Source organism: Chloroflexota bacterium, assembly GCA_020850535.1.
In the GTDB taxonomy this organism is placed as follows: Bacteria; Chloroflexota; UBA6077; order UBA6077; family JACCZL01; genus JADZEM01.
Window position 1 is genome coordinate 50,012 of the sequence record JADZEM010000028.1, and the last position, 12,516, is coordinate 62,527.

Here is a 12,516-nt window from a genome sequence, read left to right on the forward strand (position 1 = left end):
CGGCGAGTTATCGGACTTCAGTTCTCAGACAGGAGGCCCCGGAGCACGCTCCGGGGCCGCTTGTGTGTGACCATCTGACGAGCCTAGCGGCCGGCTGCCTGCTTCACGTCGTCGTCGTCGGACACCTCGATGCCGTGCGACGTCGCGGCCTTCAGGATGGCCTGCGCCGCGTGCTTCTTCGCCTGGGCGTTCTCGAAGTGGGTCTGCCCGAAGCGCTGTAAGGCGTTCCTGACGTGCGACTCGTCGTGAATCGGCAGATGCCGCTCACCGCCCGTGTCGACGTACGCGAACTGCGAGTCCTTGAGCTTGTCCCGCTGCGCCATGCTGAGCTCTGCCATGCAGGCCTCCTTCAGCGTGCTGCCACCAGCAGGCGCAAGCGCCGTGCCCGCGCGAGCACATCAGCACACTGGACATGACGGATTCATCAGCCCGACCACGGCGAGGAACACGCCCCACTCGTCATCCCGACCGCGGCGAGGAACGAGCGGAGTGGATCTTTCTCGAACAGACCGTATCGAGTGCCGGGGAAGATCCCTCGACTTCGTTCGCAGGCTCACGCCGCTCGGGATGACGGGATGGGAAATCGCAAGGCTTGCCCTGCGCTCGCCGAATGGATCACTCCGCTCGGGATGACGGGGAACGGCAGCCCGGAACCCGCTCGGGATGCCCCGTCGACATCGGCGTGGTCGCGCGCTCGCTCGCGCGGCGGGCGTGCAGCGGGCGCGGCCGCGGCATCCCCCTCAGGCCTGTGCGCGGCTGTTCAGCAGCGCCAGCACCCCGTAGGCTGCCTCGAACGACGGGATGCTGAGGCCGTGCTTCGCGCCGCGACGCACGACCTCGCCCTGCACCGCCTCGACCTCCATCGGGACGCCGCGCTCCAGGTCCGCCGCCATCGAGGTGCGGTGCGCCGGGCCGAGCCGGTCCGGCTGCCCGAGCATCTGGGTCACCGTCGCGTCGTCGATGTCCAGCCCCTCGGCCCGCCCGACAGCCGCCGCCTCCGTGACCAGGCTGGCGTACAGGCCGCGCGTGCCAGGATGCTCTCGCCAGTCCGCCGTCCCGACGCGCGTCAGGCAGCCGACGGACGCCAGGGACGCCATCGCCAGCACCTTGATCCAGAGCGTCCGCTGGATATCCTCCACCAGTCGGACCGTCAGGCCGGTCGGCTGGAGGACGGCCACGGCAGCTTCGGCGGCCGGCCGCGAGGCCGGGTCCAGCGCGCCTAGCTCCAGCACCTCGGACTCGACGGGCAGCACATGATCGATCTTGCCAGGGGCGACGCGCGTACCGCCGCCCGTCAACGCCGCACCGAGCACCGCCCGTGCCCCGTACGCTTCGGCTAGCTGCTCGACGTTCCCGACGCCGTTCTGGAGCGTCAGGATGCGCGTCTCGGGGCCGACCAGCGGACGCATCGAGGGGATCGCCTCGGCGTTGTGGTAGGTCTTGACGCAGTAGAGCACGAGGTCAACCTCGCCGACCGAGGCCGGGTCGCTGGTGGCCGGCAGCTTCGCACGCAGCTCACCGCGCGCGCGGCTGGTGATGTGCACGCCGTCACGGGCGAGCGCCTTGACGTGCTCGCCACGGTCGATCAGCGTGATCTGGTGGTTCTGACCGGCGAGCAGGACGCCGAGGTACGCGCCGACGCCCCCCGCGCCAACGATGGCGATACGCATGGAACCTCCCGGAACAGGCGAGCGCGCAGCGAGCCTGCAGAAGCGTTCCAAGGAGTATGGCGGTCGGCAGGCCTGCCGTGCAGGCGGACACGACACCGCGCGCGTCAGCCGTGGCTCGGTTCGCGCCTCAGCCGTGGGTCCGCAGCGCGTACAGCTCGTCGGCCAGCTCGTCCATCACGGCGATCACCTCGGGGTCGAACTGCGTCCCGCTGTTCTTGTGCAGCTCGGCCATCGCCTCGTCGAGCGAGAGCGCCTGGCGGTAGTGGCGGTCGGCGGTCATCGCGTCGAAGGCGTCGGCGGCCGAGAAGATGCGCGCCCCGAGCGGGATCGCCGCGCCGCGCAGCCCGTGCGGGTAGCCCTGGCCGTCGAACCGCTCGTGATGGTGCAGCACGATGGGCAGGGAGTTGGTCAGAAACCCGATCCCGTACAGGATCTCGTGGCCGAGGCACGGATGCTCGCGCATGATGGCCCACTCCTCGTCGGTGAGGGGGCCGTTCTTGCGAAGGATCGCGTCGGGGACGGCGATCTTGCCGACGTCGTGGAGGAGCGCGCCGTACTCCAGCACCTGGAGATCCTGCGGCTTCGGCCCGATGATCCGCTGGCCCAGGAGGCGGCTGTACTCGGCCACACGGACACAGTGACCGCCGGTCATGCCGTCGCGCCGGTCGACGGCCCGCCCGAGCGCTTCGAGGGTCTGGCGATAGGTGGCGCGGAGCAGGCTGTTGAGCGCGCCAAGGTCGGTCGCGTAGGCGAGCAGCTGCTCGTGGGAGCGCTCCAGCTCCTCGACCTTTCGGGCCAGCTCGGCCTCGGCGGCGTTGCGCTGGGCATACAACTGCTGCAGCTCGTCGGCGTACGCCTGGGCCTGGGCGTAGACGCGCTCCAGCTCGTTAGGATGCTGCCGGCGCTCCTGCGCGAGAGCACCATCCTGGAGAACGTCCTCAGTCATCGCGGCCCTCATCGTAGCGCTCCTGAGTTTTGCAAACAACCTCGCCGGCATCCTGCCCGCGCGTACGGTGCGGTTGCTGCGCTGTCAGAGACCGACCCGTGCACGGTTGTCATCCCTGCCGCGTATGAGCAACGTAAGCGCGCGCCAACGCGGGACGGGTCCGGGCGTCATCTTCCGCACATCGCGGAGAAAACGGGCGGGCAGGGTACGCCCGCCGCGGAGATCGCCCTTGCAGCGCGGAGGCTTGTCCCCCCCCCCACGCGCTGCAACGCGTCCGTCAACCTGAGCGAGGCGTCTAGAACGCTACGCTGACGCCATCCCGGCGCGGGTCCGCGCCGCCGGTCAGCACGCCGGAGTCTGGGTCGATGGCGACGCCGTGGCCGCCGCCGACCTTCCAGGTCCAGCCTTCCAGCTCGTTGATGTCGTGGCCGCGAGATCGCAGCCCGGCCAGCGTGTCCGCCGAGATCCGCGATTCGGCATCCACCAGGGTGCGCTCGAAGGCCCGCACGCGCGGCGCCTCAATGCTGGCCTGGATGTTCATCCCGAAGTCCAGCTTGTTGATCAGCATCTGGAGCGTCGTCTGCAGGATGCCGTAGGAGCCGGGCGTCCCGATTCCCAGGATGGGCCGCCCGTTCTCCGAGACGATGCATGGAGACATCGCGCTCTCACGCGGCTTGCCGGGCGCCATGTAGTTCGGGCTGGCCGGGTCCAGGTCCGTCCAGTAGAGGAAGTTGTTGAGCACCAGCCCGGTGTCGCCGGCCACGAAGCCGCTCCCGAAGGCGGCCCCGAGACTCTGGGTAATCGCCACAATGTTGCCCCAGCGGTCGGCGACCTCGAAGTGGGTGGTGTGATCGCGGGCGTAGCGGGCAGGGTCGCCCGGCGCGACCTCACCCTGCTTGACGGGCAGGTAGCGCTCGCCCTCGCTGGGCTGGGCCTGCTCGCGGTCGATCAACGCGCGGCGCGCGGCGCTGTACTCGGGCGAGATCAACGCCTGGATGACCGGGTTCGGCTCGCGGCTCCAGCGGGTGCGGTCGGCGCTGGCGAGTTTGATCGTCTCCAGCAGGAGATGCAGGTACTCCGTGGAGTTGTGACCGATCTCCGGCAGGTCGAACGCCTCCAGAATCTTGAGGCACTCCAGGTACTGCAGCCCGAGCGACGGTGGCGGCAACGTCTGGATCGTCCGGCCCCGGTAGGTGATCGAGAGCGGCTCCACCCACTTGGGCGCGAAGGCGGCGAAGTCGGCCTCGGTCAGCCAGCCACCGGCCGCCTGGGTGGCCGTCGCGATCCGCTTCGCCAGCGCGCCCCGGTAGAACGTCTCCGCGCCGCCCTCGACCACCTCGCGGTAGGTTCGCGCCAGGTTCGGGCGCGGGACCACCTCGCCGTTGACGGGCGGGCGGCCCTGCGGCAGATACTCCCCGCGTGACGACTCGAACCGGCCCAGCGCCTTCTCGCACTCGGACAGTTGCTTCGCGGCGAACGGGGTGATCGGCCAGCCGCCCTCGGCCAACCCGATGGCCGGCTTGAAGACGGCGGCGCGGTCCATCGTGCCGAAGCGCTCCAGCGCCGCCAGCCACCCGCCGAGCGTCCCCGGGACCGTCGAGGAGCGGACGTCGCGGCTGATCGCCTCGATGCTGCTGAAGACGGTCGGATCGGACGCGGCCGGCGGCAGCCCGATGTAGTCGAGCCCGTAGACCTGGCCGGTCGTGCCCTCGTGGAACAGCATGAAGCCGCCGCCACCGCCCAGGCCGGACATGAACGGCTCGACGACCCCGAGCGCCGCCCCGACGGCCACGGCGGCGTCGATGGCGTTGCCGCCCTCCATCAGGATGCGGAGGCCGGCCGTGGCGGCCAGCCCGTGCGCCGTGCTGACGACGCCGTTCATCCCCACCGACGGCGGACGATACGCGCCGTTCTGCGGTCCGCCGAGCGCCTCCGCTGCCGTGCTGCGCTGTGCCGATACGACCATCCTGCCTGCTCCTCGTGCCGGTCTTCGTGCTGCGCACACGGTAAGCACGCAGCGGCATCCACGGCAAGCCGTCTGCTACAGTCTGGAGCTGTCAGATCTGACTCCCGACCCCCCGTGATGCTGGGGGATCGGGTTCTTTGGCGTGCTCTGCGAGCGCGAGGGCGTACTCTCCGAGCATCCTGGCGTGCCCTGGCCCCGTTTTTCGGCGCAGGGCTGTTTTCGCGTCCCCGCAAATCGACGCAGTCCAGGTCCACGACGACGGTGCTGAGCAAGACCGGCCACGTGACAAGCAGACCGGCCTCCGGCCGGCGGAAGGAGCACACGTGCGGCTCTACTGGGAGTTGGCGCGCTGCGGCTATCGGCGAACGGCGATCTACCGCACGGCGGCGATCTCGGGTGCGATCACCAACACGTTCTTCGGGTTCCTGCGGGCCTACATGTTCATCGCGCTGTACGAGGCGCGCGGGGAGGTTGGCGGCTACACCCTGGCAGACACCCTCGCGTTCACCTTCATCACCCAGGGGATGGCCGCGCTGATCGGGCTGTGGGGCTGGTGGCCCATCGCGGAGTCGGTCCAGGACGGGAGCGTCGCCAGCGATCTCTCACGCCCCTACGACTATCAATTTGCCTGGATGGCCCAGGACTACGGCCGGGCGCTCTACCAGTTCGTGGCGCGGTCGGCGCCGCCGTTCGTGGTCGGCATGGTCGCGTTCGGGATCACGCTGCCGGGCGATCCGCTGATCTGGCTGGCGCTGGTCCCGACGGTCATCCTCTCGGTCGGGGTCTCGTATGGCTGGCGCTTCTGCCTGAATCTCTCGACGTTCTGGTGGACGGACCATCGGGGGACGGCTGGCATCGCGATGATGATCGGGATGCTGTTCTCGGGCTTCCTGGTGCCCATCGCAATGTGGCCGGATGGCTTGCGGGAGATCGGCTACCTCTCGCCGTTCGCGGCGATGGTGGCCATCCCCATCGACGTGTTCCTGGGCAAGCTGTCCGGGACGGACGTGCTGGCGGCGCTGGCGCTGCAAGCATTTTGGCTGGTGGCGCTGCTGGCACTCGGGCGGCTGGTGCTGTCGGCGGCGCTGCACAAGCTCGTGGTGCAGGGGGGCTGAGGGATGCGCGCCAACCTCGACCTTTACCTCGCGTTGGTCCGCGCCCAGGTCAATGCTCAGCTCCAGTACCGCACCTCGTTCCTGCTGATGGCCGCCAGCCAATTCGTCGTGACCTTCACCGACTTCCTGATGGTGCTGCTGCTCTTCACGCAGTTCCCGAGCATCGCCGGCTGGACGCTCCCCGAGGTGGCGTTTCTGTACGGGCTGGGCGGGATCGCCTTCGGGGTGTCCGACCTGGTGTGCGGCGGCTTCGACGGCCTCAGCAAGATGATCCGCCTCGGCACGTTCGACCGTGTGCTGACCCGCCCGGTCGGGACGTTCGCACAGGTGCTGGCGAGCGACGTGCAGATCCGCCGCCTCGGGCGGATCGCTCAGGGCGTGACGGTGTTCGCGCTGGCCGTGAGCTGGCTCGACGTGACCTGGAGCCTCGACAAGCTGGCCGTGCTGGCCCTCTCGCTGGCCGGCGGCGCGGTCATCTTTACATCGATCTGGGTCATCGGCGCGGCCATCACCTTCTGGACCGTCCAGACCTCCGAGGTGACCAACGTCTTCACCTACGGCGGCGAGGCGCTCGTGTCGTACCCGATGCCGATCTACGCCGAGGGCATCCGCTGGTTCTTCACCTACGTCGTGCCGCTGATCTTCGTGAGCTACCTGCCAGCACTCTACATTCTCGAACGCCCGGACCCGCTGGGCCTGCCGCCGTTCCTCCAGCTCTGCTCGCCGGTCGTCGCCGTGCTCTTCCTGCTGGTGGCGCGCCTGTGCTGGGCGTTCGGCGTGCGCCACTACCAGGGCACAGGATCGTGAGCGATGGGTTTCGGGTTCTGGGTCTTCGGTTTCACGGCGCGCGGATGCTTGCATTCGCCCCGGGAAGGGACATCGCATGATCGAGGCTGATGATCTTCGCAAGACGTTCCGGGTCCACCGGCGGCGGCAGGACGGCCTGCTGCGGATGATCCGCCGCGAAGCTGTGGACGTGGCCGCCGTGGCCGGCGTCTCGTTCACCGTGGCGCCCGGGGAGATGGTCGGGTACGTCGGGCCGAACGGCGCCGGCAAGTCCACCACCATCAAGATGCTGACCGGCATTCTTCAGCCCAGCGGCGGGCATGTCCGCGTGGCCGGCCTCGATCCGGCCAGCCAGCGGCTGGAGGTCGCGAAGCGCATCGGCGTGGTGTTCGGGCAGCGCTCGCAGCTCTGGTGGGATCTGCCGCTGGTCGAGTCGTTCGAGCTGCTGCGCCACATCTACCGGGTGCCAGCCGAGGCGTACCGCCAGCGGCTCGGCTACCTGGCCGAGCTGCTGGAGCTGGGCAGCTTCATGCAGACGCCAGTCCGCCAGCTCTCGCTGGGCCAGCGGATGCGCGGCGACCTCACGGCGGCCCTGCTGCACGCCCCGCCCGTCCTCTTCCTGGACGAGCCGTCCATCGGGCTGGACGTGGTGGCGAAGGCGCGTATCCGCGAGCTGCTGGCGCAGATCAACCGCGACCAGGGTGTGACGATGCTGCTGACCACCCACGACATGGCCGACATCGAGCGGCTGTGCAGCCGCATGCTGATCATCGATCGCGGGCGGGTGATCTACGACGGCAGCCTGGACACGATCCGCGCGCAGTACGGCGACGAGCGGACCGTGGTGGTCGATCTGGAGGAAGCCGCCCCGCCCCTGACCATCCCCGGGGCCACGGTCAGCCGCACGGACGGACCGCGCCAGTGGCTCCGCTTCCGCCGCAGCGAGACGACGGCCGCCCAGATCATCGCGGAGGTGGCGGCTGCCGCCCGGCTCCGCGACCTGACCATTGAGGAGCCGGCCATCGAGGACATCGTGCGCGAGGTCTACGAGCACGGCATCGGCGCTTCAGCCTGACGGCCCTGCGTGATACCCCCCGAGCGATGTACCTGAGCGACTGGAGGAGGCGAGATGACCACCCCCACGCCGGACCACCGTCGCCTGTTCGGCGGCGATCCCGCTGGCTACGATCGCGCCCGGCCAGACTATCCGTCCCGCGTCTACGAGATCCTGACCGCACGGTGTGGCCTCCGGCCCGGCGCAGCGACGTTGGAGATCGGCCCCGGCAGCGGCCTTGCCACGCGCCGGCTGCTCGCGCTCGGCGCTGACCCGCTTGTCGCTGTCGAGCCGGACGAACGGCTGGCTGGGTACCTGTCCGAGCAGCTTCGGTCGGAGGGGCGCTCGATCGTGTTGCACGTCGCGGCGTTCGAGGAGGCCGCGCTTGACGAGTCGTCGTTCGACCTCATCGTGTCGGCGACGGCGTTCCACTGGCTCAACCAGCCGGTCGCGTTGGCGAAGGCCGGCCGCCTGCTGAGGTCCGGCGGCTGGCTGGCGAACTGGTGGAACGTGTTCGGCGATTCGTTCGGCGTGGACGCGTTCCACGAGGCGACGAAGCACGTCATGGAGCCGCTCGGCCGGCCGGCTGCCAATGCAGACGGACGGCTGCCGTTTCCGCTCGACGCCGAGGCCCGGCTGGCCGACCTGCGGGCGGCCGGCCTGTTCGACGAGATCGACCACGAGATCATGCCGTGGCCGGCCCGCTTCACCCCGAGCCAGATCCGCGCGCTGTACAGCACCTTCCCGAACGTCAGCGGCCTGCCTGAGCCCCGCCGGTCGGAGGTGCTCGCCGCATTGGGGGCCATCGCCGAGCGCGAGTTCGGCGGCCTCGTCGAGCGGACCTTCTACACCTCGATCTACACCGCACGGCGAGTGTAGGCCGGGGCGGCGAGCAGGGCAATTGCATGGTGGTCTCGTCGTGTAGCCTCGTCGGGGCTTTCAAGCCCCGACTGCTCGTTTGCCGCCTTTCGGGACTGCCAACGAACAGGCAATCGCCCTGGGGCGGCGGGCGGGTCTGTTGCGTCGATGTCCATGCTCCGTTCAGTCTGTGGCGGCCCTTTGCGGGGCGAACTCCCGTTCAACTTCTCAGCAGGCCGCATGCATCATGGGAGCGGGGGACTCCTTCGACGGTGCACACGGCGGCGGTAGGGCGGGGATATGCTCTGGCGGAAGCGCTCATCCCAGGTAGCTGTTCGTGACGCGCCTGCGCCGATGCGTGAAGCGTCGGGCGTTGACGACGCCCCGGCGGCGCATTCTGGCCTTGACGAGGCCCTTGACACCGCAGTTCAGTTCTTGCGCTCATTCGGGCAGCACGCCTTCGAGATCGGCGGCGTTGACATCACCACCTTCGCCCGCCAGTGCGACGCCTGGGCCAAGCACCTGGCGATTGGCGCGCCGCATCCTGACGCTGACCCCAACGATCCTGCTGCCGCGCGCCAGCCACGTGACTGGGTCGGCGCGCGTCACTTCTTCGCCCGGCGGCGCGAGCAGGAGACCACCGCCATCACCACCAGCCTCGGCAACCTGCGGGAGGTGATCGCCGACCTGACCGAGCGGCTGGCCACCAATCTTGTGGAGGATCAGGCCGGCGACAGCCGCCTCGCCGAGCACGTCGAGCGGTTGCGCGCCGCGTCCAGCCTGGAGTCCGTCCAGGCGTTGCAGCAGGAGGTCTCGACCGTCGCGGGTCTGCTGACCTGCCTGCTGGAGGACCGCAACCGCGTGGTCCGGGCGCAGCTAGTGGAGCTGGACACCCGCATCGCCGCCCTCTCCGAGGAGCTGCAGGAGGTCCGCCGCGAGAGCAGCCTGGACGGGCTCACCCGCGTCTTCAACCGGGGCGCGTTCGACCGGGCGTTCGGGCGCATGTTCCGGCTGGCGTCGGTCTCAGCCGACGCCGCCTGCCTCGTGCTGGTCGACCTGGATCACCTCAAGACGATCAACGACCGGTACGGCCACCGCGCCGGCGACGAGGCCCTGCGCATCTTCGCAGACCATCTCGTGCGGAGCTTCCCGCGCCGCTCGGACTTCGTGGCCCGCTACGGCGGCGATGAGCTGGTGGCGATCCTGCCGCGCACCAGCGCCGCCGACAGCACCCGCCTGGCGACGCGCTTCCTGGAGAGCATCCGCCAGGTCACTGTCAACAGCGACAGCCAGCCGTTCCGCATCACGTCCTCGATGGGGCTGGCCGAGCTGAAGCGCGGCGAGAGTCAGGCAGTGTGGCTCGACCGCGCCGACCGCGCCCTCTACGAGGCCAAGGCGGCCGGGCGCGACCGGCTCGTCATCGCCCCCTGACGCCTCGACTGCTGGCCCGGCGCCACCGGGCGCTACGACGGTCGGCGGGAGCAACAGCACGGCTGGCACCTGCCGGCCCGGCGCTACCGGGCGACGACCGGCGCCTTGCCGTCGGGGGTCTCGGAGAGGACGACTCGGCTGCCGAGCAGCCGCCCGACCACCAGCACCGCCGTGCCCAGGAACGCGGAGGCGGCGCAGAACACCCCCAGGCTGGCGAACCCGTAGTCCGTCCCCGTCACCAGCCAGCCGCCGATGGTGGTGGACGTGAGCCAGCCGACGCTCGCGAACGTCACGTTCAGGCCGAGGACCGTCCCGCGCACCGACTCCGGCACCGAGCTGAGCGCCGCCATGAAGGCCGGCCGCCCGACTGCGTTGGCGAACGAGTAGGCGAAGCCGAGCGCGATCGAGACGTCCAGGTGCGGCGTCCAGAAGAACAACGGCAGCACGATCAGTCCGGTCAGCACCAGCGACAGCCCGTACATCCCCTCGCGTGAGGCCACACGATCCGCAAGCTGCCCGCCAGCCATGTTCCCGAACAGGTTGCCGAGCGCCACCAACAGCAGCGCGCCCGCCAGCACGTCGAGCGAGACGTGGTAGGTCGAGATCAGGAACGTCGCCTGATACACCGACATCGCGGCGAAGCAGACGCGCTCGGTGGTGCCCGAGATCAGCAAAGAGAGGATGCGCGGGCGCAGGATCGTCTGGAGGGGCGCGCCTGCCGCCGCTTCGCGGGCCGTCGCCTGGAACTGTCCGCGCCGGGGCACCACCAGCAGGATGCTGAGGCCAACCAGGATCGTGGCCGCCGCGAACGTCAGGTGCGCGCCGCGCCAGCCGATCTGCGCGCCGATCAGCGTCGCCACGGGGACGCCCAGCACCAGTGAGAGCGACTGGCCGGTCATCACCCAGCCGAGCGAGCGCCCGCGCGTGGCCGGCCCGACGTGATCGGAGACGGTGGCGAAGACGGTCCCCATGAAGCTGCCGCCGCCGATGCCGCCCGCCAGCGCCCAGAACACGGCGACCGGGTACGTCTGGGCCGTCCCGATGCCGACCATCGCCGCGCCAACGCCGATGACCGCGCCCACCAGGATGTTCTTGCGGCCAACCCGATCCGAGAGCGTCCCGGCGACCAGCGACATGATGCCCCAGCTCACGGACATGATCGCCACGAGGTTGGCGACAGCTGGCAGGTCCGTCCCCAGATCCTGGGCCATGTCGAGCAGGAACGGCGAGCGCGTCGTGCCGCTGCTGGTCGCCAGGAACGTGCCGCACGTCAGCACGACGATCATCAGCCAGACGCCCCGGCTGGCCGCGGCTGCGCCCGTGCTCACGACGCCCGCCTCACCGTCCACTCGGCGTGGCAGCTCTGGGGCACGCTCGCGCTTCTGGCCTCCACCTGCATTCCGTCCCACTCCCAAGGTGCCTGCCGCTGATGCCGGTGGCCGCCGTCTGCGGAACGGTACCCGACCGGCCCCCTCCGCTGCTGTCTGATGAGCCGCCCTGCGCGTGCGCCTTGACACCCCCGTGCGCCTTGACACCCCCGTGCGCCCGGGCCATCCTTCCGCCGGGGCGGCCACGCAGCGCCGCCTGAGCCGAAGGGGAGCACCATGACCTTCAAGGTAGTCGTGACCAATCCGCGCGGAACGACGCTCGAACACGAGCGAGTCGCCCTGGACCCCATTGACGCCGAGCTGGTGCCCGTCTTCGCCGAGGACGAGGCGAGCTACATCACGCAGGTCGCGGATGCCGATGCGATCATCGCCGGCCTCAAGGTCCGCGTCTCTGCCAACGTCATCGCCAGCCTCAAGCAGTGCAAGATCATCCAGGCCACGGGCATCGGGGTGGACCGCATCGACGTGGAAGCCGCGACAGCCGCCGGCATCCCGGTCGTCAACGTACCGGATGTGTTCACGGAGGAGGTCGCGGACCAGGCGTTCGCGCTGCTGCTGGCCGTCAACCGGAAGGTCGTCTTCTGCGCCGACATGACCCGGGCCGGCAAGTGGGCGCAGGCGATGTCCGGCATGGGCGGCACGCCGAAGATCTCCGGCAAGACGCTCGGGCTGGTGGCGTTCGGCAACATCGCCAGGGCCGTGGCGCGGCGGGCGAAGGGGTTCAACCTGCGCGTGCTGGCCTACGATCCGTTCGTCACCCCCGAGGCGATGCGGGAGCTTGGCGTCGAGCCGGCCACCCTGGAGCAGGTGTTCCAGGAGGCCGACTTCATCTCGGCGCACGCGCCGCACTCCAAGGCGACCCACCACATCATCAACAAGCAGTTGTTCGACCAGATGAAGCCGTCGGCCATCTTCATCAACACCGGCCGTGGCCCGGTCGTGGACGAGGAAGCCTTGATCGCGGCGCTGCGCGATGGCAAGCTGGCCGGGGCCGGCCTCGACGTGCTGGAGCAGGAGCCGCCCGATCCGAGCAACCCGCTGCTCTCGATGCCGAACGTGACGGTCACACCGCACGTCGCCGCGCAGTCCAACGAGTCGAACGTGGCGCGCCGGCTGCGGCACGGCGAGGAGATCGCGGCGGTGCTGACGGGCAAGCGTCCGCGCAACTGCGTGAACCGCGAGGTGCTGGAAAAGCTGCCGCTGGCGTAGCGGTCGGCGGGCACCTGACAGGGCGATTGCATGTTCATTGGTGTACCCGAAGCATCATGGAACGGGCGGTCGGGGACTGAAGTCCCCGCCTAC

Annotated in this window: 11 protein-coding genes; 6 read left to right on the top strand and 5 right to left on the bottom strand. The window is 69.7% G+C overall.

Going from position 1 to position 12,516, the window contains the following annotated elements:
- Window positions 1-83: 83 nt before the first annotated feature.
- From IT306_05050 to ggt, 4 genes are all read right to left on the bottom strand, one after another.
- Window positions 84-338 carry a hypothetical protein gene (locus tag IT306_05050; protein ID MCC7367765.1) on the bottom strand — a complete coding sequence of 85 codons (255 nt, stop codon included), beginning with the start codon at window positions 336-338 and terminating at the stop codon, window positions 84-86.
- 402 nt (window positions 339-740) lie between these two features.
- Window positions 741-1,670: a 2-dehydropantoate 2-reductase gene (locus IT306_05055; protein ID MCC7367766.1), complete on the bottom strand. Its 930-nt coding sequence runs from the start codon at window positions 1,668-1,670 to the stop codon at window positions 741-743.
- A gap of 127 nt (window positions 1,671-1,797) precedes the next feature.
- Window positions 1,798-2,616 (bottom strand): HD-GYP domain-containing protein, encoded by an 819-nt coding sequence (locus IT306_05060; protein MCC7367767.1) that lies wholly within the window; start codon window positions 2,614-2,616, stop codon window positions 1,798-1,800.
- 295 nt (window positions 2,617-2,911) lie between these two features.
- Complete coding sequence (gene ggt, locus IT306_05065) at window positions 2,912-4,582, bottom strand: gamma-glutamyltransferase (protein ID MCC7367768.1); 1,671 nt, start codon at window positions 4,580-4,582, stop codon at window positions 2,912-2,914.
- 323 nt (window positions 4,583-4,905) lie between these two features.
- On the opposite strand from ggt, the gene IT306_05070 reads away from it, so the two are divergent.
- The 5 genes from IT306_05070 to IT306_05090 all read left to right on the top strand — a co-directional run bounded on the left by IT306_05070 (window position 4,906) and on the right by IT306_05090 (window position 9,826).
- Window positions 4,906-5,697 carry an ABC-2 family transporter protein gene (locus IT306_05070; GenBank protein ID MCC7367769.1) on the top strand — a complete coding sequence of 264 codons (792 nt, stop codon included), beginning with the start codon at window positions 4,906-4,908 and terminating at the stop codon, window positions 5,695-5,697.
- Window positions 5,698-5,700: 3 nt separating this feature from the next.
- The gene (locus tag IT306_05075) at window positions 5,701-6,504 is read left to right on the top strand and encodes an ABC-2 family transporter protein (protein MCC7367770.1); all 804 of its coding nucleotides are present in this window, start codon (window positions 5,701-5,703) and stop codon (window positions 6,502-6,504) included.
- Window positions 6,505-6,580: 76 nt separating this feature from the next.
- Complete coding sequence (locus IT306_05080; GenBank protein ID MCC7367771.1) at window positions 6,581-7,558, top strand: ATP-binding cassette domain-containing protein; 978 nt, start codon at window positions 6,581-6,583, stop codon at window positions 7,556-7,558.
- A gap of 54 nt (window positions 7,559-7,612) precedes the next feature.
- Entirely contained in the window at window positions 7,613-8,416 is an 804-nt protein-coding gene (locus IT306_05085; GenBank protein MCC7367772.1) for a class I SAM-dependent methyltransferase, read from the top strand.
- 333 nt (window positions 8,417-8,749) lie between these two features.
- Entirely contained in the window at window positions 8,750-9,826 is a 1,077-nt protein-coding gene (locus IT306_05090; GenBank protein ID MCC7367773.1) for a diguanylate cyclase, read from the top strand.
- A gap of 83 nt (window positions 9,827-9,909) precedes the next feature.
- Here IT306_05090 and IT306_05095 read toward each other — a convergent pair whose 3' ends face one another.
- Entirely contained in the window at window positions 9,910-11,154 is a 1,245-nt protein-coding gene (locus tag IT306_05095) for an MFS transporter (GenBank protein MCC7367774.1), read from the bottom strand.
- A 276-nt stretch (window positions 11,155-11,430) separates the two neighbouring features.
- Here IT306_05095 and IT306_05100 point away from each other — a divergent pair, with 276 nt between their 5' ends.
- The gene (locus tag IT306_05100; protein ID MCC7367775.1) at window positions 11,431-12,423 is read left to right on the top strand and encodes a C-terminal binding protein; all 993 of its coding nucleotides are present in this window, start codon (window positions 11,431-11,433) and stop codon (window positions 12,421-12,423) included.
- The last annotated feature ends 93 nt before the right edge of the window (window positions 12,424-12,516 follow it).

What these genes read in the sequence shown, in the direction of transcription:
- IT306_05050 (MCC7367765.1), bottom strand. Translation starts at nt 338, where the DNA reads ATGGCAGAGCTCAGCATGGCGCAGCGGGACAAGCTCAAGGACTCGCAG.
- IT306_05055 (MCC7367766.1), bottom strand. Translation starts at nt 1,670, where the DNA reads ATGCGTATCGCCATCGTTGGCGCGGGGGGCGTCGGCGCGTACCTCGGC.
- IT306_05060 (MCC7367767.1), bottom strand. Translation starts at nt 2,616, where the DNA reads ATGACTGAGGACGTTCTCCAGGATGGTGCTCTCGCGCAGGAGCGCCGG.
- ggt (MCC7367768.1), bottom strand. Translation starts at nt 4,582, where the DNA reads ATGGTCGTATCGGCACAGCGCAGCACGGCAGCGGAGGCGCTCGGCGGA.
- IT306_05075 (MCC7367770.1), top strand. Translation starts at nt 5,701, where the DNA reads ATGCGCGCCAACCTCGACCTTTACCTCGCGTTGGTCCGCGCCCAGGTC.
- IT306_05080 (MCC7367771.1), top strand. Translation starts at nt 6,581, where the DNA reads ATGATCGAGGCTGATGATCTTCGCAAGACGTTCCGGGTCCACCGGCGG.
- IT306_05085 (MCC7367772.1), top strand. Translation starts at nt 7,613, where the DNA reads ATGACCACCCCCACGCCGGACCACCGTCGCCTGTTCGGCGGCGATCCC.
- IT306_05090 (MCC7367773.1), top strand. Translation starts at nt 8,750, where the DNA reads ATGCGTGAAGCGTCGGGCGTTGACGACGCCCCGGCGGCGCATTCTGGC.
- IT306_05100 (MCC7367775.1), top strand. Translation starts at nt 11,431, where the DNA reads ATGACCTTCAAGGTAGTCGTGACCAATCCGCGCGGAACGACGCTCGAA.